The organism is Microcoleus sp. B3-D7 (assembly GCF_036705305.1).
Taxonomy (GTDB): domain Bacteria; phylum Cyanobacteriota; class Cyanobacteriia; order Cyanobacteriales; family Microcoleaceae; genus Microcoleus.
Map to the genome: position 1 here is coordinate 1 of NZ_JAUBUE010000071.1, position 20234 is coordinate 20234.

Consider the following 20234-nt stretch of genomic DNA (forward strand, 5'->3'; position numbering starts at 1 on the left):
GCTTCTGTGATTTATTGCGTAAGCGTTGCTTGCCGAAGCCATCGCCTCCCTCTTGAAAAACTGTCCGGAGTATTGTAATAACACTGATAATAACTTTTAATTTTTGTTACCAAGCGTTTGTGTAATTCGCTCGCTGTAGGGAGTTTTATGGTTTGCTCCGTTGCTCTCAACGCCACTATTTCGAGCATTATCCCGTTCTCCCAATTGTAAGCGTGTCTTGCTAATCCAGAATGTTGACGGAATTAAAACCTGTTTATTAGGAGGTTTTAATTCCGTGTTAAACGAAAGTAACACTTGTTCAATACTTCGGACAGTTTTTGATAGCCAACCGTAGAAGAAGGATTTTAAGGCTCCAAGGCAATCGAGCTACCAACGGAAAATCGCTGTTTTCAGAGTAGGAACTAAAAACACTCCGGATTATTGCTTGTTAAACTCGCCTATTTATCTGGCACGTTTTTTCTATTAGGGTGGTTATTTTGTAGATGAATTACCCATCAAACTTAAAAAGCTTGACAACATCGTTTGTGCGTCTCCCATGTTTATGAGAACCGCTATCTACACTCGTTTGTAGGAACAATTTTGCCGAGCTTTTTATCCTATCTCACTGGAAAACTTTTGCAAACTAATGTCTACTTATAGAAATCTAGTTATTTAGGGATCATCGGTAGCTTGCCCTAAAATCGCTCGCCCAGCAATCTTTGTCGCACCCCCTCAGCGATTTTCTGCCCCAGATATTCGGGAATTAAACTTTCATTGGGCCCCAACAAGTAGAGAATTAGGCGAGTTCGCCCCCGCCAAACCAGCAAATTAGCATTTACGACCAACAAATCCTCTTGCCAGATGGCATACATAACTTTGTAAAAAAGTCCAGGTTGATTATCTGCTTCAATCAGTAAAGCTGGCAAGTGGAAAACTGGATCGACGTAGAATTCAGTTGCCACATCTTCCAAACCCGCGTCTAAATTAAATTCCACCGCCAACATCTCTTCAACCTCAAAATGTCCCGCCAATGCCTCTCGAACGGCTCTACAGACGTTTTCTGCTGTTTTATCTGCCAGTACCTTGCCACCGCGAGATACGACCAATTTGATAAATACCAGCATGGGCGGGTAAATTTGACCGTACAGACTCAGACTGTGAATCGTCAGTCCGTAGGCCGCGAGCACTCCAAAAATATCGCTCAATAGAAAAGACTGGTTCCGGTAAGCAAAATGCAGGGCACTTTTGTTACCTTCGGCTCGGATTTCGATGACTGCTTGCCGAGTTTTGTAAAGCTGGTAAGCTAATTTGAGGTTTTGCAACTGGATTTCGCTGCTGACAAATTGCTCATAAAACTGCGGAAACGCTCGGTTAAAGCGCTTGAGAAGTTCTAGTGTAGATGGTTTTAAACCCGAAGCCATAATTGAGGAGAAGGTGCGGGAGATATACGAGGTATTGACTCTTCCATGCCTTATGGCAATGGGATTTTCGATTCGACGATTCGACTTAAATTGTGCCCGTCTCCTCACTAAAAGCAAAAGTCAAATCTGTCTGAGAACTTATCACGAGAATGTCACCGTTGCGCCATTCCAGTGGTATTTCCCACCAAGGGTATAAGTTCCGGCGCGATCGGCGGCACTCAAAAGAAGCATTTCCCAAAATGCCTCTGTCCTGGTTCGGCAACAAATTTTACCTTAAAAGCGGGTTGTGCGGGCACTGGCTAGCAGAACAGTTCTACCAAACTTGACAGAATCCAAAAAGCGCAGACTCAATGTTGGACGACAAATCCCTGTTTTCGGCGTAAGATGAGTGTACCGTAAACTGTTCCTCAAGAGGCTACCGGCAATTGATCCTACGCCGATCGGAGTGGGTTTATCTGTCGGGTTCTCTTTCTCGTCGTCCAACTTCTACTACCTTAACCGCGCCTGCATGGGTTTTTGGAAAAACTTATTTAGTAGTTCTGAGTCTGCCTCTGTACCCCAAACAGCGGATTTTGAGGAAGATGTGGCTGTTGGGTTAGGCGATCCGCTTTCCCCAACGTTTCGCAAACCCGCCAGCGGCAACGCTCGCATCTTTTTCAGTTGCGATCGGGACATTGACCTCTACGAACTCGAAGAACTTTGTAATGCAGTGGGTTGGTCCCGCCGTCCCCTGCGTAAAGTCAAAAAAGCTATTCAGCACAGCTTCCTAGTCGTCTCTATGTGGGAGATGCGGGGCAGCCAGCGACGGCTGGTGGGTTTCGCCAGAGCGACTTCAGACCATGCTTTTAATGCCACGCTTTGGGATGTGGTAGTTCATCCTGACTACCAGGGCAAAGGCATGGGCAAGGCGCTGATGAAATACATCATTAAAAAACTCCGCAGTGAAGATATCAGCAACATTACCTTATTTGCTGACCCTCAGGTGGTGGATTTTTACCGCAATTTGGGCTTTATGTCCGATCCAGAGGGGATTAAAGGTATGTTTTGGTATCCAGATTAGCCCACAGGTGCAGGTCGGCGTTGATTTGTTGAGGAAATACAATACAATATTGACGCTGCCAACACCAACTGCACCTCCTGTGCGCTGCGGTCATTTACGCTGGGATGTATCCCGGCAGCAGGGCTGTGATGAAGTGGTGCAAGTATTGTCAGTTGATTTGAGATTTGAGACTGCGGCGAGACATTCGGCGAGTGCTCAGACGTTCGGCGCTCAGTCGAGCCGTCAAGTCGCCCTCAGTCGAAGAAACTATTTGAGATTTGAGATTTATTCCACAGATGAATCTGGGAGCTTGAACTAGGGTCTAAAATTGTGGGCAGCTAACGACAGGAGCGGGGGCTTGTATCCGTTTTTGGGTGGGGTCAAACCGCACCACCTGAAAAAAACTTCGCCTTAGCTGCATCAAGAGCTAAATATTAAAAAAAGCTTGACAAGCAAGCGGTTTTGTGCGTTAATGGTTAGAGGTTAGCTAACTATAACACCGGGATGTAGCGCAGTTTGGTAGCGCGCCTGCTTTGGGAGCAGGATGTCGCAGGTTCAAATCCTGTCATCCCGATCGCACAATGTTAAATAATAGATTGAAGCAGAACTGTCTCTGATGTTTACATTTTGTCAAATGAAAACAAATGGAGGCAGTTTTTGCCGATCGTGTTAAGTCGCCAGTCTTTGCGTTAATGTGTTTCAGGATCGCTCCTGATGGAAAAAACATGAAATCATTAGTTCGTTTGGGCGCAATATTGGGAATTGTCGGCAGCACTCTGCTGGGCCCCTCTCCCATTGGCAAGATGTCTGCACTGGCGCTGCCGGAGCCGCAAATTTTGGAAAAATTGCGCTCGGTGCCGGTATTTACGATTACAGACGCTCAGGGTGCGCCCCTGATCGCTACTGTTCCCAAGCAGGGTCAGGGTCAAACTGGTAATGCTTCGGTGGCGGGAATTTTCATCAGCCAGAAAGATGCTCAAGCTTTTGTGGATCAACTGAAAACCAAAAATCCTCAGTTGGCGGCGTCGGTGCGCGTGATGCCGGTGTCGCTGGGGGAAATTTATCAGATCACTCAAGCAAATAAAGGCAAGCCGGAGGAGGTGCAATTTGCTTTCGTTCCGGCTCCGCAGCAGGTGCAGTCGGCTAAAACTGTACTTCAGCAGACTGGTCAACAAGTTAACGAGTTCAACGGTGTACCTCTGTTTTTGGCCAGAGGCGGCGCGGAAAATGGTTATTTGACGATTCAGCGGGGTCAACAAGAGGTGATTCCCTTGTTTTTTAACAAGGAGGATTTGCAGGGAATGGTCGATCGTTTTAAGCAGCAGCAGCCGAACGTGACTGCCACAATTAAGATTGAGGTGGTGAACTTGGAGAGCGTTTTGGAAGCTTTGCGTACTGAGAACGACCCGTTTTTGACCCAAATGATGTTGATTCCGTCGCGGGAGTCGCTGGAATTTGTGCGATCGCTCCAACCTGCTGGTGCGGGCCAAAATCCACAGGTTGCTCCGGCTCCAGCTCGGCCGGCTCCTGCCTCTCCGGCTCCAGCTCGGCCGGCTCCTGCCTCTCCGGCTCCAGCTCGACCGGCTCGCTAATAGTTAGCCAGCAGTCATCAGTCATTAGTCATCAGTTATCAGTCATTGATTAGTAGGTTGGGTTTCTCGACTCAACCTACTATTTACGAATTAGAAATTAGTAATTAACAATTAGCAATTAGCAATTAGCAATTATTACGAAGCCTTATGTTAGTTTCGGGTTTAGAGGTTTGGCAGTGGATGAATCAAGCTAAAACCGAGGCGAGATCCTATGACATTCCCCTAGCAGAAATCGACTGGCTGTTGCAAGAGCTGGCTGGTTTGGATAGGTTGGCTCTGCGTTTGGAATCGTTTAAAGATTTGCCAAAAATAGAATTAAAATTGTCTTTATCTGAACTTGCTCAATTGTGGCAGCGGCGCTTGCAGGAACGGGTGCCGGTGCAGTATTTAACGGGAGTTGCACATTGGCGGCATTTTTCGCTCAAAGTAACGCCGGCGGTGCTAATTCCGCGTCCTGAAACGGAATTGCTGATCGATTTGGCTGTAGAAGCTGTTAAAAGCCGTTTAGAAGCCGAAAATATCAATCAAAAATTTACTCCCCCCAACCCCCCTTTAGTAAGGGCGGGAGAAAACTTAAACTTCTCCCAGCTTCGGGGGGGAGAATTTGCCAAATCGCATTGGGTGGATTTGGGGACGGGCAGCGGGGCGATCGCGATCGGATTGGCTTCTGCGTTGACAAATGCTACGGTTTATGCAGTAGATTGCAGTTCGGAAGCTTTGGCAGTTGCTCGACAGAATGCTGAGAATTTGGGTTTTGCATCGCGAATTAATTTTTATCAAGGTTTGTGGTGGGAACCGCTACCATTTCTCAAAGGTCGCGTTAGCGGCATGGTGTCTAACCCGCCTTACATTCCCAGCAGCACGGTACTGACTCTGCAACCGGAAGTTTTGAAGCACGAACCTCATCTGGCCTTAGACGGCGGCTTTGACGGGTTAGATTGCATCCGGCATTTGGTAGAAACGGCTCCCGATTATTTAGAATCCGGGGGAGTTTGGTTGGTGGAGATGATGGCGGGACAAGCTGAGGCGGTAGCTGATATGCTGCAAAGTCACGGGAGTTACGGTGAAGTTCAGATATTTTCTGATTTAGCAGGAATCGATCGGTTTGCCTTAGCGTATCGACGTTAGGTTTCAAGAATATGTCGTACTTCTAAAATCTAAAATCTAAAATCTAAAATGGCATGACACAAGTTTCGATCGATGCCCTAGTTCAAGGGGCAATTTCTGGCAATCATATTGTCAGTTTTCCTACAGATACTGTACCCGCTTTGGCTGCGCGGCCCGATCGCTCGGAGTTGATTTTTGCAGCTAAACGTCGCAGTCAAGACAAACCGCTGATTTTGATGGCCGCATCGGCCCAGGCCTTGTGGCCCTATGTGCAGGGAAGTCCAGCAGAGTTAAAATTGTGGCAGCAAGTAGCCGAATCCTATTGGCCGGGGGCGTTAACTTTGGTGCTGCCGGCTTCGCCAAAAGTCCCGGCGGCGATGAATCCCATCGACCCGAGTACAATCGGAATACGAGTGCCTGACTTTCCCCTTGCCCTAAAGATTCTAGAGCAGACAGGCCCTTTGGCTACTACCAGCGCCAATTTATCCGGCCAGCCGCCTCTGGAATCGGTGGCACAAATTGAGGCTCAGTTTCCGGAAGTCTTGACATTAGTTCCTTCTGAATTAACAGCGACAACAGCTTCGAGTTTGCCTTCCACTGTGGCTAAATGGAGTGGCAGCGATTGGGAAATCTTGCGACAAGGCACGATCGAGTTAGAATGCTAAAAGCTAAACTCCAAGGCAAAGCAATATGGCGCCGATCGGCTGGAGCGACTTTATATATTTAGGTATGGGACTGGGGCTGGGTTTGGGAAGCAGTTTGATTTGGCGCCTGCGGCAAAAAAGCTCGCAACAGCCCGAACCTGCGCCCAAAGTAGCCCCACCTCCTCAAGAAATTCACTTAGAGAAGTTTGATGCCCTTTCTGACCAACTTAAGCAAACTCAATTGGCTTATCAGATGGCATCGGAGATGAGCCAATTTAAGGCGGGTTTTTTGGCTCGAACTTCTCACGAGTTGCGATCGCCCCTGAGCACTATGATTGGTACGCTGCAATTAATTCTCTCGGATTTGTGCGACGATCCTGCTGAGGAACGAGAGTTTGTCGAGCAAGCTCACGCCGCGGCGCTCAAGCTGGTGAAATTAATAGATGAAATTATCTCTGTTGCTAAAACTGAACACGGCACTGAAAGGATGGATATTGAGCCGATTCAGTTAGCTAAGGTTCTTGACGAGGTTGATGATTTAACTTACTTGCAAGCTGCTAATCGCGGCATTCGTTTGGAGATATTGCCGCCCGATCCGGGGATTTATGTATTGGCAGATTTGCCGAGGTTTAGGCAAGTTTTAGTCAATTTGGTAGATACTGCTGTTGCTCAGATGGAGGAGGGGAGTATTTCTGTGTCTGCCCATGCTTCGCCGGAATCTGGATACGTTCACATTTGGGTGGACGATCAGCGTTCAGTGAGTGCTTGGAGCGAGTCTTGGGATTTGCTGAAGCACGATTTGGAGTGTGATGTTACTAAGAGCAGCGATAATTCTCAGGTGTCTTCTGGAATGAGGTTATTGATGAATCAGACTCTTTTAAGTTTGATGAGCGGAAAGTTGGAGGTTCTGGCTGTGCCTTCTGAGTCCGAAGAGTGCAATTTTAACCGGACTCAGTGTTCTATTCCTTTGGCAACTTTGTGATGAAGGAAGTTCGGTCACGAGCAATGTACGGGATGTAACGGAGGTGGGGAAGAGGTTCGAGGGAAGATGAAAGAAGGAAATTATTTATAGGGAGTAAGGTGCGCTCTTACGCACCCTACATATTATAGATTTTGATGCCAATCGGGTGATTATTTAACAATTAGCAGTTAGCAATTCGCCGTTGCTAATTTCTAATTCGAGATTCTCTTCTAGAAGCTGATTTTCAAGTACCATTGTGGTGCTAGCGTTTTTCTGAAAACCGATGCGCTCGTAGAAGCTTTGTTTGTAAGTTGTCATCAGGTAAACTCGCTCTACTCGGCACATCCGAGGGTGACTCAAGACGGTTTGCACTAATTTACGGCCGAGTCCTGCACCTTGGTAATCCGGGTGAATGGCGACATCCCAGATGGTAGCTCGATAGATCCCATCTGAGGTGGCTCTGGCAAAGCCGATCGCCCGTGGGCCGTCCCAAACTGTAACAACTGGTTCGCTGTTGGCGATCGCAATTTCCCAATCTTCTATCTTGCGTTCCCTCGCCCAAAAGGCGGCGGCTTTAAATAGTTCTTGGATCTGTGCGATGTCTGCGCGATCGCGACCTATACAAAATTGAATGTGACTGGAATCCCTAATCGTTGATGTCATGCTCAATCTGCCTTCAATTTCTATCTAAAGTGTGTTACTTTTACTGTCTGACTGGGTATAGTTGATTTTGCTTGGGAAGAATCAATGATTTAATTCCCGATTTACAAAACTATTTTTATTCATACATATTTTATAACTAATTTCGGTGATTATTAATACTTTTTTGGGTATTTTTGGTAAAAAAGTCTTTGACTCAGAATTCCCAACTTAATAACTCATACCATAGGAGGTTTTAGATTTGAGATTTTAGATAAAATGACTGATTTTTTAGGGGGTTTGGAGTTGGTCTACAGAGAAACCGGGTTTTTTCATACCAATACTTCGTTACAGCCCACTGAAACTGTAAAAAGCCGATTTCGAGGCGTCGTTTATCGGTAAGCGTAAGCGATAGCTTGTTTATTGCCTGCTCAAGAATCATCTATCGAGAGAGGTATTGACTCCACGAAAATACCCGAAGATTGTGCTGTGGAGTCAAATCTCACCTCTCAAATCAAGTGAATCAGTTTTGCAGCCAGCGGGCAGCGTCTTTGGCGTGATAAGTCAAAATCAAATCAGTACCAGCACGCTTGAATCCTGTCAAAGTTTCCATCACTACTCTTTCTTCATCTATCCAACCGTTGAGGGCGGCGGCTTTCACCATCGCATATTCTCCAGAAACGTTGTAAGCAGCAACTGGCAGGTTAGTTGCTTCCTTCACGCGCCAGATGATGTCCATGTAAGCTAAAGCGGGTTTAACCATGAGCATATCTGCGCCTTCGGCAATGTCGAGAGCAATTTCTTTAAGAGCTTCCCGACCGTTTCCTGGGTCCATTTGATAGGTGCGCCGATCGCCAAATTGCGGAGCAGAATCTGCTGCATCTCGGAACGGGCCATAATAAGCTGAGGCGTATTTTGCCGCGTAAGACATGATGGGAATATCTTCAAATCCAGCACTGTCCAATCCTTCGCGAATTGCTCCGACAAAACCGTCCATCATTCCCGAAGGCGCGATAATATCTGCACCAGCTTTAGCTTGAGCAACTGCGGTTTTCTTCAGCAATTCTAGTGTGGGATCGTTCAATACGCGACCGCTTAAATCTCCGACTTCCAAATAGCCGCAGTGACCGTGACTGGTATATTCGCACAGACAAGTATCGACGATGACGATTAAATCTGGTACGGCTTTTTTAACTGCTTCCGTCGCTTGTTGGACGATGCCGCAGTCGTGCCAAGCACCTGTGGCGTCTGTGTCTTTATCTGCGGGAATGCCGAATAAAATAATAGCGGGAATGCCGAGGTCGTAGACTTCTTTTGCTTCTTCTACTATTTTGTCTACCGATAGCTGGTAAACTCCGGGCATAGATGTGACTTCTTTGGCAAAAGCTTCCCCCGGTACGGCAAATAGGGGGTAAATTAAATCGCTGGTTGTCAAGATATTTTCGCGTACCATCCGGCGGAGTTGGGGATGGTTGCGGAGGCGGCGGGGGCGGTGAGTTGGAAACATAATGTTTTTTTTACGGTAGATAAAGCCCTGTTTTTGAGGACTCGCGGCGTTTCTTTAAAAGTCTAGAGCTTATTGTTGGCCGATCGCCCTGTACTTAAGTAAAGTTCTGTGAAAGCCTGGATGTCGATTGTGGGTAGTCAGGAATGCCAGTCGTTTCTCGCCTTTGCCGTTCCCAGACTCAGCCCTAACGCTGCTTGTGGGATCGGTTGGTACGGATATCTCGCTGGCTTCATACCTATAACCAGGCTGCCCAGAAGCGAGGATAGACTGTAAATTATAAATGTATCGAATAGTAACGGTCTTATGTACAAGCAACTAATTTCAAAGATGAAACCCCTTTTGAAACCACTATTCGCGATCGGTCTGGTACTGACGCTAGCCCTCGGTAACGCTGATGGAGCTCTGGCTGCCCGCAGCGGAGGACGCATCGGCGGCGGATCTTTTAGTGCTCCGGCGCGCAGTTACTCGTCTCCTAGTCGCACTTACGCGCCGTCGGGAGGAGGCTACTACCCTGGCGGCTATGGTGGCGGCTTTGGCGGCGGCTTCGGTTTCCCGTTCTTGCTGCCGTTTTTTGGCTTTGGGGGCGGGTTTGGCGGCCTGTTCTCGATTTTGATTTTTATCTCGATTGCTAATTTCCTCGTCCAAAGCTTCCGCCGCGCCGGGGGTGGAACTGACGAACTCGGCAACAGCGCCCCCACTACCACCGTATCTGTCGCCCGCTTGCAAGTTGGTTTGCTAGCAGAGGCCCGCGGTTTGCAAGCCGAACTCGACTCCCTAGCGCTAAAAGCGGATACCGATACCGCAGCAGGTCGTTCTCAAGTGCTGCAAGAATCTACTCTGGCGCTGCTGCGGCATCCTGAATACTGGGCTTACGCGGGCGCTGAATCTGTGCAAACTCGCTTGGAAGCAGCCGAAGCTAAGTTTAATCAACTTTCTTTGGCAGAACGCAGTAAATTTACTGAAGAAACGCTTTCGAATTATAACAATCAGCTCCGGCAAGCAGGGAGCAGCAATATCCTGCCAGGTTTGCAGGAAAATGGGGCGCTGGTGGCTTCTGATTTGAATTCAGATCCCGGGGAATTTATTGTGGTGACGGTGATTGTCGGTACTCAAGGTAAATTGCAATTGCCAGCAGTGAAAAACTCTGAAGATTTGCGCCAAGCTTTGCGTCAGATTGGGGGAGTATCGAGCGAGCAGTTGCTGGCGGTTGAGGTGCTGTGGACTCCTCAAGCCAACGGGGACACTCTGACTGCTGACGATATGTTGGCGGGCTATCCTGATTTGCGATCGATTTAGTGAGCAAGACTGGGCGCGGAGCATTGTCTGCCGCGCCCCATCCCGCAGCAAAGCTGGGTGGGCGGGTGAACCCAATGGGTTTTGAGACGCGAATTTTACACGAGTTTTTTAAGGTCGATCGAGTTAAAGAAGATTGTTTAACAAATGCTAGTATTTAGAGATTATGATTCAGCGTGATTCATCTGCTATGGGCAAAGCCTACCTCATAGGGGTTTTGCGAAGAAGTTAGGCAGGATAAAAAAACTGTATTCAGCGAGGACTGCTTCGGAAGAAGTTGCGATCGCGCGCCATCTAAATTTTATATAAAGAAGAAGCGATCGAGAGCGAAAACTTATGGCCGACAGCAGCAGAAAAAAAGCACTTTTTATTTTGAGCCAGTTAAATAATGACGATATCAACTGGATCGTCAATAAAGGCAAAAAGGAAGTTTTAGATCCAGGCGGGATTTTGATACATGAAGGGAGACAGATAGATGCGCTCTACATTGTTTTGAATGGGAGTTTAAGCGTTTTGATCGAGGCTGAGCGAACTAGAGAACTCGCTAAAATAGCCAGCGGAGAACTGGTGGGAGAAGTCTCTTTCATTGACGCTCGCCCTCCTTTGGCAACGGTGAAGGCGATCGAAGAAACTCACTTGCTGGCAATTCCTAGGCGGCAGTTAGTAATCAAACTTCAAAACGATATGGGCTTTGCTTCCCGGTTTTATTATGGAATTTCACTGTGTCTGGCAGACAGGATGCGCGGTACGATCCGACATATAGAATACGGTCGCAATATTGAATTAGATCAACCAGAATTTGAACGAGAGGATATCAATCCTAACGTCCTGGAAAATTTGGCGCTAGCTGAGGCTAAGTTTAATTGGCTGAGGGAAAATGTTAAAGCTTGAGGAATTTTAAGGCTGTTTTGAGCTGGGTCTGAAAACTTGCCGATTGATACGGTAATTGAGAGATGTACGATGTAACCTCTCAACTCAAAAAACCGATGTGCAAAAAAAAAGAGGGGCGGGTTGTACCGGAAATATCGATCGATAGCTACCGGAACTATAAAAACCCGCCCCTCTGTTTGGCAGTTGCAATTTCGCGCGCTGAAACGCAACTACCAACCACACAATCTAGATAATGCCCGGCCCTTTGCCACGGGCGTCTCCATCCATTGTCAGTTTTCCTTCCTCGCCTTTTTTATCTTTGACTTCTGCGAGAATTCGAGCGCGTTCTGCAGCTTCGGCTTCTTCTTTTGCTCTCAAATCGCCCGGTTCGTTGATGTACATTTCCGGTTCGACCGCGTAATTGTTAACCAGACCTTCTTTGTCTACTGTATAACCGTCTGTGGTGTGAATGCTTTCGTCATCGGTTTGGTCATCAGTTTTTGCACTTTTCTGCTTCCCTTCGTTGGTGGTGTGCATGAAATTAGCGCCTTCCCGTTCTTGCCGTGCTGCTGTCTCCGCAGGAGTAATGCCCCTGTCGTAGTGGGGAGCTTCCATATTGGCTTCGATTTGTTCGTCGGCCGGTGTTGATTTGCTAACTTCTTCTTTGGGGGGTATTGGTTGACGATTAGTCATGATTTATTCCTGAGTTATATTTTCAAAAAGGTCTTTGCGCTATATTTAAATATTATGCCAAAGCTAGCTCATTCACAAACTATCTTTGGTTATAGTTTGCGAAAAATTGCTGTTAGGGAAAATACCTTGATGGACTCTTCCTGAAGAATGATAAAATTCTATTTTTATTTAAATTTTCACTATCTGCGGCTATTTGGCATCTATCTAAAGATAGGGAATGGACAATTTCAGGTTGAGGATTGGGAATTGTACTAATGACTAATGATAGCAGTTTAGAACCAGAATTTTACGGTAGGCCAGTTCTCAAGCCAGATAGTCATCAGTCATTCCCAATTATTCAATTATTTAATCTAAAATCGTCGGACTTTACGATTCTTTAAAGAAGCGGATGATTTCGCGGACGTGGTTGAGAAATTGTCCGTCGTCGGTGAGTTGGGCGATCGCACTTTCTGCATCTCTTGCGAGTTTAGTGTGTTCTGCCTGATTTGTCGCTTGGAAAGATTGTAGAGATGCGGATAAAGTAGTTAATTGTCTTCTAATAGCTTCCCGTTCCCGATTTTGGACAGCCGCCCACGAATTTGGATCGTCTGAATTTAATTGATCGCTCAAATTTCTAACAGTAGATTCTAACCCTGCAAGGCGGCTGCGGAGTTCGACAATATCTTCGCGGGGGTACAAAAATTGGCTGCGGATAGTTGTCAGCCGCTGGGCTAAATACTGATAACCTCGGATAGCTGGACGCAGTACAGTTAACAGCAGTGCAGCACCGGAACTGAGATAGCCAACAGCACTAATTCCGGCGGCGGCTAGGGCGTAAAGCGCGATCGCGCTAAACAAGTGAAGTGCGATCGCCGCAAAGAGCGATCGGCTAACTAATAGAGTAACGTATTTGACTTGTTCCTGATCGACAGCAATGTTTTTTTTAGTCGATTCTGCGGCTTGCGCTAAAACTTCTTTAGCTTCAAAGTGGATATTCCAGGGAACTGTAACTATCAACAACAGCCATTCAAAAATAGCAATGGCAATTACCCAATCAATAAAACTGCCGGCGGAGACGTGCAGCCATTGCAGAATGGCAAAAACTAGCAGCAAAAATATGCCTGTGACGGCACCAAAACCTGCGAAAGTGTAATACATAGCGATGCCTTGGTGGAATGTTGTTTTGATTGTGGGTAGGTGTTTTAGGTCTGGAGTAATAAACTGTGACAGTTAAGTGAGCGTCCTATTAATCCCGGTTCATTAGTTATGAGTAACAATGCAGGCCAAGGGTTGCGATCAACCTGTTTTTTCCCACAAATACTTGCTCTACCTCAATCGTGGAAGGTAGTTGAGATTTGCGGTAGGTTGTTTAGGTATGGATTCATAAGGTGTGACAGTTAAGAAATCGTCCTATTGAACCCAGTTTATTAGTAATTAGTAATACTCCGGGAGACAAGGGTTTCCAGACGCCTGGTTTGTTCCAGGAACGTACACGGGCTTGAACCCATCCATAATAGTTAAATGAAACGGTTTGCTGGTTTAGGAGTGCGTAAGTCCTCAATAATTAGTCATTGGCGATTAAGTAGAGTGGCACAAACAAACTTGAAAATGTAACAAAATGTAAACGAATCACAACCTCTGGGATTGCTTCATTTCACTGGCAATGACATACTTATGTTTTTCGCAGTTCGTCTACTTCGTGATCAGGATGAAGTCACTTTCTGCCCAACTCATACCATTTGAGATTTGAGATTTGAGATGGCGAATGGCTGATTATGTATGGGTTTGCAGAGTGTATACAGTTGCATTCATTTTTTGAACTGGTATCACTAACGGCGTTACGCGGTGCTAAAAAAGCAGCAATCTCAAAACGCTCTCCTCTATCCATTTTTATTTTCCAGAGGTGCTAAATCACCTGTGGCTGAGATAAACTGATTTGGAAGTAGATCGCGCGTTTTGCAAGTTGCCTCTGCGTAACCGAGACACTGCTACTGCAACCTGTCATCAGCCACAGCAAAATAGGTGCCAAAATTAACTCTACAGTCTCCGATTTCCATTAACGGCGCGTCTACAATCTAAAATCAAAAGTCAGCAGCAAGGACAAACCGATGGCGAACTCAACTCTTGGCTTAGAAAATCAACTTTACGATTATCTGTTATCTATTTCTCTGCGGGAGCCAGATATTCTCGCTTCACTACGGGAAGAAACTGCTAAGCATCCTATGGCCCAGATGCAGATAGCTCCCGAACAAGGTCAGTTTATGGAGCTCATGGTGCAGCTTATGGGAGCGACAAAAACCTTAGAAATTGGCGTTTTTACTGGTTATAGCTCGCTGTGCGTAGCTTTGGCGCTGCCTTCAAACGGTCAAATTATTGCCTGCGATGTCAGCGAGGAATATACTGCGATCGCACGACGCTATTGGGAAGCTGCGGGCGTTGCTAATAAAATTTCTTTGCAGTTGGGCCCAGCAATAAATACTCTCGACAAACTAATAGCGGAGGGACAAGCTGGAACCTTTGATTTTGCCTTCATCGACGCTGATAAAGAAAATTATGAGGCTTATTTTGAGCGATCGCTGCAACTTGTACGTAATGGCGGTTTAATTATAATTGACAATGTTCTGTGGTCTGGACGAGTTGCTGATCCTCAAGTACAAGACGAAAGCACCACCGCCATTCGTACTTTTAACGACAAATTGCGTAACGATCCCAGAGTTACTCTCAGTGTCGTCCCCATTGCTGACGGACTGACTTTGGCATTGAAACGTCGTTGGGCTACTCTGATGGAGCCTGAACAGCATAATTAAAGAGTTATTTGCGGTTTGTGGTGGATTTCTAAGGACTCATACAAAAGCTATGAAGAAACCGGATTTCTGAGTCAAGCTTCTGGGATAAAACGGAGATTTTTTTTTCATAAACCCCGTTTATGCGTCCAGGACTGTTTTTAATTGCTGCAAACCGCGAAGGAATAACAATATAATATTATATCTAAACAACGTAATTAATTGATTTGAGGCTTAACTTCGGGTGTCTAATTTACAACTAAAATTACCAATTCACGAAACTTTTCAGTGTACTGTTCAAGGCGAAGGTTACTGGACGGGGACTTTAGTTGATTTTATCAGATTGGCCGGTTGCCCTGTGCGGTGTCCCTGGTGTGACACCGGTTATGCCAATGGGGGCAAAGGTTTGCCGTCTGTACCGCAGTCGATCGCACAATTGCTAGCTCAATTGCAGTCTCCGAGGGTTGTCATTACTGGTGGCGAACCTTTCATTCACCGCGATTTGCCTGAGTTAGTTGAAGCTTTGTTAGAAGCTGACAAGCAGGTGAGTATTGAAACTTCGGGTGCTTGCTGGCAGGAGGTTTCGCCACTGGCCTGGATTACTCTTTCTCCTAAAGAACACGTCAATCCTAAATATCCGGTGCAAGAGCTTTTTTGGACTAGAGCAAATGAGATTAAGCTGGTGGTTAGCACTGGCGAAGAAGTTGAATTTTATCACAAGCATTTGGTCAGCAATGTGAATATTCCGGTTTTTTTGCAACCAGAATGGAACTCGAAAGAATCAGCAATTCCGATTATATTAGAATTGCTAAAAAAGAATCAGAGTTACAGGTTGTCTTTGCAAACTCACAAGTTTATTGGCGTGCAATAATTTGATGATTTAGCCAGAGCTATTCGTCAGGTGGGCGGTGCAGAATGGGGAGTGCATCGCCTTACAATCTGTGGAAATATGTGCGATAATTAATATCATTTCCGGTTACACCGGAATGATGTTGACGGTTGACAGTGAACAGTGAACTCGAATTTACTATTACGATGCTAACGGATTTGATATAAAGCAGCAATTTATGATAATTTGAACGTAAGGGAAACAACTACGGAAACCCCAAGGGGAAAAGTTATCACAACCCTAGTAATTACGAATCGGATCGATGAAGCTAAAGCAGAAGATGGTTTAATTCCCCTTGAGGAAGTCAGGTCTGTTACTCTAGAAAATGTTTGGCTGGATACGGGCGCGACTACTTTGTGTTTGCCTAAAGATGTCATCGCCAGACTGGGTTTGAAAATCCTCAAGCAAGTGGTTGTGGAAACAGCCACGGGCATTAGTGAGGCGAGGATTTTTCGAGATGCTTCGATTTCTCTGTGCGGGCGCGAAGGGACTTTTGAGTGTTTGGAATTATCCGAGGGGAAAATGCCACTTTTAGGCGTGATTCCGATGGAAGCGCTGGGAATTGAAGTGGATTTGAAGAATCAAAGTTTGAAGGTTTTGCCCGACGGGCCGACAGAAACTTATTTGACAATTCTTTGATATTCTTGAGTTTGGATGCCAGCTATTCGATCGGCAGCGCTAAGATGGTTAAGCACTGTTTTGCACTACTCTCATGTCCCAACGCGCCGAAACCTCAAACAGCCAGCCAAGTGCATCCCGCAACGGGCATAATGTGACGAATGCTCACTCTAACAACCAAAATACGATTCGGGTTCGCGGTGCCAGACAGCACAACCTGAAAAATATCGATCTGGAACTGCCGCGCGATCGCCTGATCGTTTTTACTGGCGTCTCGGGTTCTGGTAAGTCTTCCCTCGCTTTCGATACAATTTTTGCCGAGGGACAGCGCCGCTACGTCGAGTCTCTCAGCGCTTACGCGCGCCAGTTTTTGGGACAGTTGGACAAACCGGATGTGGACGCGATCGAAGGCTTGAGTCCGGCTATTTCGATCGACCAAAAGTCAACTTCTCACAACCCGCGATCGACGGTTGGCACTGTTACAGAAATTTACGATTATCTCAGATTGCTCTACGGCAGAGCTGGCGAACCGCACTGTCCGATTTGCGATCGCTGCATTGCGCCGCAGACAATTGATGAAATGTGCGATCGAGTCATGGCACTTCCCGACGGCACTCGCTTTCACCTTCTGGCACCAGTTGTGCGCGGAAAAAAAGGCACTCACCGCAAATTATTGTCGAGTTTAGCTGCGGAAGGATTTATTCGCGTCAAAGTTAACGGAGAAATTTTAGAACTTTCGGAAAATATCGAATTAGATAAAAATCATACGCACAATATCGAGATAGTTGTCGATCGGTTAATTAAAAAACCCGGTTTAGAAGAACGTTTAGTTGATTCTCTGGCAACTTGTTTGCGCCATTCTGAGGGAATTGCGATTATTGAAGAGTTACCGACTGAAGAAAATTCCCAACCACAGGGGCCGATCGTATTTTCGGAAAACTTTGCTTGTCCCGAACACGGCGCGGTAATGGAGGAACTTTCCCCTCGGTTATTTTCGTTTAATTCGCCCTACGGCGCGTGCCAGAACTGCCACGGTTTGGGGAGTTTGCGGACTTTTGCGCCGGAGTTGGTAGTTCCCGACGAGAAAGCGCCTCTTTATTGTGCGATCGCGCCGTGGTCAGACAAAGATAATTCCTATTATCTTTCTTTGCTTTGCAGTATTGCTGATACTTGTGGGTTTGATATCGACACTCCTTGGTATCGATTAAAGCCCGAACACCAGCGGGTAATTTTGTACGGCAATGAGTCCAAGCGCAGCGCAGAAGGTAAAAAGCGCGAGGGCAGCACTGATTTGAGGAGAGATTTTAATGGCGTAATTTCCATGTTGCAGCGCCAGTACGACGATACTGGTTCTGATCTGATCAAGCAGAAATTGGAACAGTATCGGGTCGATCGCTCTTGCGAGGTTTGTCAGGGCAAACGCTTGAAACCCGAGGCGCTTTCGGTGCGGTTGGGACAGTACGGAATTGTGGATTTAACCAGTATTTCGATTCGCGACTGTCGCGAACGAGTAAATAATTTGGGATTGAGCGATCGGCAATTCCAAATATCCGATTTAGCTCTGAGAGAAATCAAAGCAAGGCTGCAATTTTTGCTCGATGTCGGGTTAGATTACCTGACTTTAGACCGCGCCGCAATGACACTTTCTGGCGGAGAAGCCCAGCGAATTCGGCTGGCGACTCAAATCGGTTCTGGTTTGACGGGTGTTCTCTACGTTTTGGACGAACCGAGCATCGGACTGCACCAAAGAGACAATTTTCGCCTGCTGCAAACCTTAACAAAATTGCGGGATTTAGGCAATACTTTGATTGTCGTAGAACACGATGAAGAAACGATGCGAGCGGCCGACCATATTGTGGATATCGGGCCCGGTGCCGGGGTTCACGGTGGCAAAATTATCTCGCAAGGAAGTTTAGAAAATTTGCTAACAGCAGAGGAATCTTTGACCGGGGCTTATTTGTCGGGAAAGCGAGTAATTGAAACGCCTAATGAAAGAAGAAAAGGCAACGGCAAAGCTCTCTCAATCATAAATGCAACGCGCAACAATTTAAAAAATATTGATGTAGAAATTCCCCTCGGAAAGCTCGTCTGCGTGACTGGGGTTTCCGGTTCGGGAAAATCCACTTTAATCAATGAATTGCTGTACCCGTCGCTGCAACACTATATCACCAAAAAAGTGCCTTTACCGCCCGATATGGACGCCCTCAAAACTAAAGGCGAACGCTCTCTAGAGGATGTGGTTGATAAAGTAATTGTAATTGACCAATCTCCCATCGGTCGTACTCCGCGCTCTAATCCCGCTACTTACACGGGAGTCTTTGATGTGATTCGGGATTTGTTTGCCGAAAGCATTGAAGCGAAGGCAAGAGGTTACAAAGCGGGGCAGTTTTCTTTTAACGTGAAAGGGGGAAGGTGCGAAGCTTGCGGCGGCCAAGGCGTGAACGTGATTTCGATGAATTTTCTGCCGGATGTTTACGTGCAGTGTGAGGTTTGCAAGGGTGCACGGTACAACCGGGAAACGCTGCAAGTTAAGTACAAAGGCAAGTCGATTTCTGATGTTTTGAACATGACTGTGGAGGAATCCTTGGAAATGTTTAAAAATATTCCCCGGGCGGGCGCCAGACTGCAAACTTTGGTTGATGTCGGTTTGGGTTACATTCAGTTGGGACAGCCGGCGCCGACGCTTTCTGGGGGCGAAGCGCAGCGGGTAAAATTGGCAACGGAACTGTCGCGCCGCGCTACTGGGAAGACGCTTTATTTGATCGATGAACCGACGACTGGTTTGTCGTTTTATGATGTTCACCATTTGTTAAATGTGCTGCAAAGATTGGTGGATAAGGGGAATTCAATTTTGGTAATCGAACACAATTTAGATGTGATTCGGTGCTGCGATTGGGCGATCGATTTGGGGCCTGAAGGGGGAGATAAGGGCGGCGAAATTATTGTGGCGGGGACGCCGGAGGATGTGGCGGCAAATCAGAGGTCTTATACTGGGAAGTATTTGCAAGCGGTTTTGCAGCAGCATCCTTTAGGGGAGGCTGTAGCTGTTAGCTAATATTAAATTTGGTAGGACTTACGCACAGGGGCCTAGAAACCGGGTTTTTTACGAAAAGAGGCGTTGTAGCCGACAGATTCGGTAAAAAGCAAAGGTGATGAGCGTCGGAGTGCGTAAGTACTGTTTTGTATCGAACGCGGTATTATTCGATTATAGTGGGTACTGTACCGCAACTGCGATACAATAATTATAAGTTGGGCTGCTTGAGGTTATCAGTGAGGGCAGTTCTTCAGACTTGTCGGTTGGTGTTGAAGGATCAGTTTTCTATATAATGATGGGGCAAATTTATTATATTGCCTGTTTGTATTGTTTAAGATGGAAGCAGGAAAATAGTTCAAGTGTATTTCTCAAAGCTTAAAGAGAATGAATTACCAAATCCAGGTGCAGCTTTGTAAAAAAGGTCACTTTCATGCACAGGTTTTGGATGAAAGCAACCAGGAGCTATACAAGAGCGATGGGTTCGATAAGCAAGATCGGGCTTATGAAGATGCCGAAACATGGTTTCGTTGGTCACAAAATGTAATTCATGGTCAAGCAGAAAGTATTTACTATATTGTTGCCGTACCCCAGGACTGGGTAGGTTCACCCATTATCGAATCTCATCCTTACATGGGGCTTCGTGTAAAGATAGGCTTTTCAAAACATCCAGAGAAGAGAGTACGCCAGTTACAGACAGGCACATCGGATCGGTTAATTCTTCATGCCCTTGAACCAGGCGATAGAAAATTAGAGCGTAAACGTCACAGCGAATTCTCTGACCACCGCAAGATAGGAGAGTGGTTCATATGTTCAAAAGCTCTTGCAAATCATATTCTACAAATTTGGGCAAAATATCGAGTACTTCCTCCACAGCATCAACAGAACATTGTAGTCCTGATGAACCGAATCGAACTTTATAAAGCCTTGTATAACTTTTGGTCAGACGGTCCTGACCTTGTAAACCCTCCATTAGATGCACCTTGGAAAGCCAAAAGACTTTTTCTCGATCTCACAGACCTTACATAGCGATCGCGGCATAAGTAACCACACAAAATTAATTACATGAAGACTCTTGGCTAGGAAAGGGTTTCAGTAGAAATATTGTGTAATTAACCCTCTTTTGTCACTCTACGCAGAGGAAAACTTGCCATAAGGGATATTGAGGTTTTGAAAAATTGAACGAGTT

Annotated in this window: 19 protein-coding genes and 1 tRNA gene; 14 read left to right on the forward strand and 6 right to left on the reverse strand. The window is 46.3% G+C overall.

The window, feature by feature from the left end:
* Positions 1–674 precede the first annotated feature (674 nt).
* Entirely contained in the window at positions 675–1400 is a 726-nt protein-coding gene (locus QUB25_RS27725) for a hypothetical protein (RefSeq protein ID WP_006631881.1), read from the reverse strand.
* Between the two features lie 85 nt (positions 1401–1485).
* The gene (locus QUB25_RS27730) at positions 1486–1665 is read right to left on the reverse strand and encodes a hypothetical protein (RefSeq protein ID WP_150111529.1); all 180 of its coding nucleotides are present in this window, start codon (positions 1663–1665) and stop codon (positions 1486–1488) included.
* A gap of 243 nt (positions 1666–1908) precedes the next feature.
* On the opposite strand from QUB25_RS27730, the gene QUB25_RS27735 reads away from it, so the two are divergent.
* The 7 genes from QUB25_RS27735 (at position 1909) to QUB25_RS27765 (ending at position 6764) form a co-directional block, all read left to right on the forward strand.
* On the forward strand, positions 1909–2460 hold the full coding sequence (locus tag QUB25_RS27735; protein WP_172187348.1) for a GNAT family N-acetyltransferase: 552 nt from the start codon (positions 1909–1911) through the stop codon (positions 2458–2460).
* Between the two features lie 7 nt (positions 2461–2467).
* Positions 2468–2758 (forward strand): hypothetical protein, encoded by a 291-nt coding sequence (locus QUB25_RS27740; RefSeq protein ID WP_333188407.1) that lies wholly within the window; start codon positions 2468–2470, stop codon positions 2756–2758.
* Between the two features lie 181 nt (positions 2759–2939).
* A tRNA-Pro gene (locus QUB25_RS27745) sits at positions 2940–3013 on the forward strand.
* Positions 3014–3164: 151 nt separating this feature from the next.
* The gene (locus QUB25_RS27750; protein ID WP_333188409.1) at positions 3165–4031 is read left to right on the forward strand and encodes a Tic22 family protein; all 867 of its coding nucleotides are present in this window, start codon (positions 3165–3167) and stop codon (positions 4029–4031) included.
* A gap of 147 nt (positions 4032–4178) precedes the next feature.
* On the forward strand, positions 4179–5159 hold the full coding sequence (locus QUB25_RS27755; RefSeq protein WP_333188411.1) for a HemK/PrmC family methyltransferase: 981 nt from the start codon (positions 4179–4181) through the stop codon (positions 5157–5159).
* A gap of 53 nt (positions 5160–5212) precedes the next feature.
* On the forward strand, positions 5213–5803 hold the full coding sequence (locus tag QUB25_RS27760; protein ID WP_333188414.1) for an L-threonylcarbamoyladenylate synthase: 591 nt from the start codon (positions 5213–5215) through the stop codon (positions 5801–5803).
* A 25-nt stretch (positions 5804–5828) separates the two neighbouring features.
* Positions 5829–6764: a HAMP domain-containing sensor histidine kinase gene (locus QUB25_RS27765; protein WP_333188417.1), complete on the forward strand. Its 936-nt coding sequence runs from the start codon at positions 5829–5831 to the stop codon at positions 6762–6764.
* Between the two features lie 153 nt (positions 6765–6917).
* Here the strand turns inward: QUB25_RS27765 and QUB25_RS27770 are convergent, their stop codons facing one another.
* Positions 6918–7406 carry a GNAT family N-acetyltransferase gene (locus QUB25_RS27770; protein WP_333188420.1) on the reverse strand — a complete coding sequence of 163 codons (489 nt, stop codon included), beginning with the start codon at positions 7404–7406 and terminating at the stop codon, positions 6918–6920.
* A gap of 499 nt (positions 7407–7905) precedes the next feature.
* Positions 7906–8889, reverse strand: coding sequence for a porphobilinogen synthase (gene hemB, locus QUB25_RS27775; RefSeq protein ID WP_333188423.1), 984 nt, complete (start codon positions 8887–8889; stop codon positions 7906–7908).
* A 303-nt stretch (positions 8890–9192) separates the two neighbouring features.
* Here hemB and QUB25_RS27780 point away from each other — a divergent pair, with 303 nt between their 5' ends.
* Entirely contained in the window at positions 9193–10185 is a 993-nt protein-coding gene (locus QUB25_RS27780) for a DUF1517 domain-containing protein (RefSeq protein ID WP_333188426.1), read from the forward strand.
* 333 nt (positions 10186–10518) lie between these two features.
* Positions 10519–11073: a cyclic nucleotide-binding domain-containing protein gene (locus QUB25_RS27785; RefSeq protein ID WP_333062148.1), complete on the forward strand. Its 555-nt coding sequence runs from the start codon at positions 10519–10521 to the stop codon at positions 11071–11073.
* A gap of 225 nt (positions 11074–11298) precedes the next feature.
* On the opposite strand, the gene QUB25_RS27790 is transcribed toward QUB25_RS27785, so the two are convergent.
* Both QUB25_RS27790 and QUB25_RS27795 read right to left on the reverse strand, forming a co-directional pair.
* Positions 11299–11745 (reverse strand): hypothetical protein, encoded by a 447-nt coding sequence (locus QUB25_RS27790; protein WP_333188429.1) that lies wholly within the window; start codon positions 11743–11745, stop codon positions 11299–11301.
* A 366-nt stretch (positions 11746–12111) separates the two neighbouring features.
* A complete protein-coding gene (locus tag QUB25_RS27795) occupies positions 12112–12882 on the reverse strand; it encodes a hypothetical protein (RefSeq protein WP_333188432.1) in 771 nt (256 codons plus the stop codon).
* A gap of 950 nt (positions 12883–13832) precedes the next feature.
* Here QUB25_RS27795 and QUB25_RS27800 point away from each other — a divergent pair.
* The 5 genes from QUB25_RS27800 to QUB25_RS27820 all read left to right on the forward strand — a co-directional run bounded on the left by QUB25_RS27800 (position 13833) and on the right by QUB25_RS27820 (position 20074).
* Positions 13833–14531, forward strand: a complete 699-nt coding sequence (locus QUB25_RS27800; protein ID WP_333188435.1) for a class I SAM-dependent methyltransferase — start codon at positions 13833–13835, stop codon at positions 14529–14531.
* A gap of 220 nt (positions 14532–14751) precedes the next feature.
* Positions 14752–15378 carry a 7-carboxy-7-deazaguanine synthase QueE gene (locus QUB25_RS27805; protein WP_333188438.1) on the forward strand — a complete coding sequence of 209 codons (627 nt, stop codon included), beginning with the start codon at positions 14752–14754 and terminating at the stop codon, positions 15376–15378.
* 204 nt (positions 15379–15582) lie between these two features.
* Positions 15583–16035, forward strand: coding sequence for an aspartyl protease family protein (locus QUB25_RS27810; protein WP_333188441.1), 453 nt, complete (start codon positions 15583–15585; stop codon positions 16033–16035).
* 73 nt (positions 16036–16108) lie between these two features.
* Positions 16109–19069: an excinuclease ABC subunit UvrA gene (uvrA, locus tag QUB25_RS27815; protein WP_333188444.1), complete on the forward strand. Its 2961-nt coding sequence runs from the start codon at positions 16109–16111 to the stop codon at positions 19067–19069.
* A 363-nt stretch (positions 19070–19432) separates the two neighbouring features.
* Entirely contained in the window at positions 19433–20074 is a 642-nt protein-coding gene (locus QUB25_RS27820; RefSeq protein WP_333188447.1) for a GIY-YIG nuclease family protein, read from the forward strand.
* Positions 20075–20234: the final 160 nt, after the last annotated feature.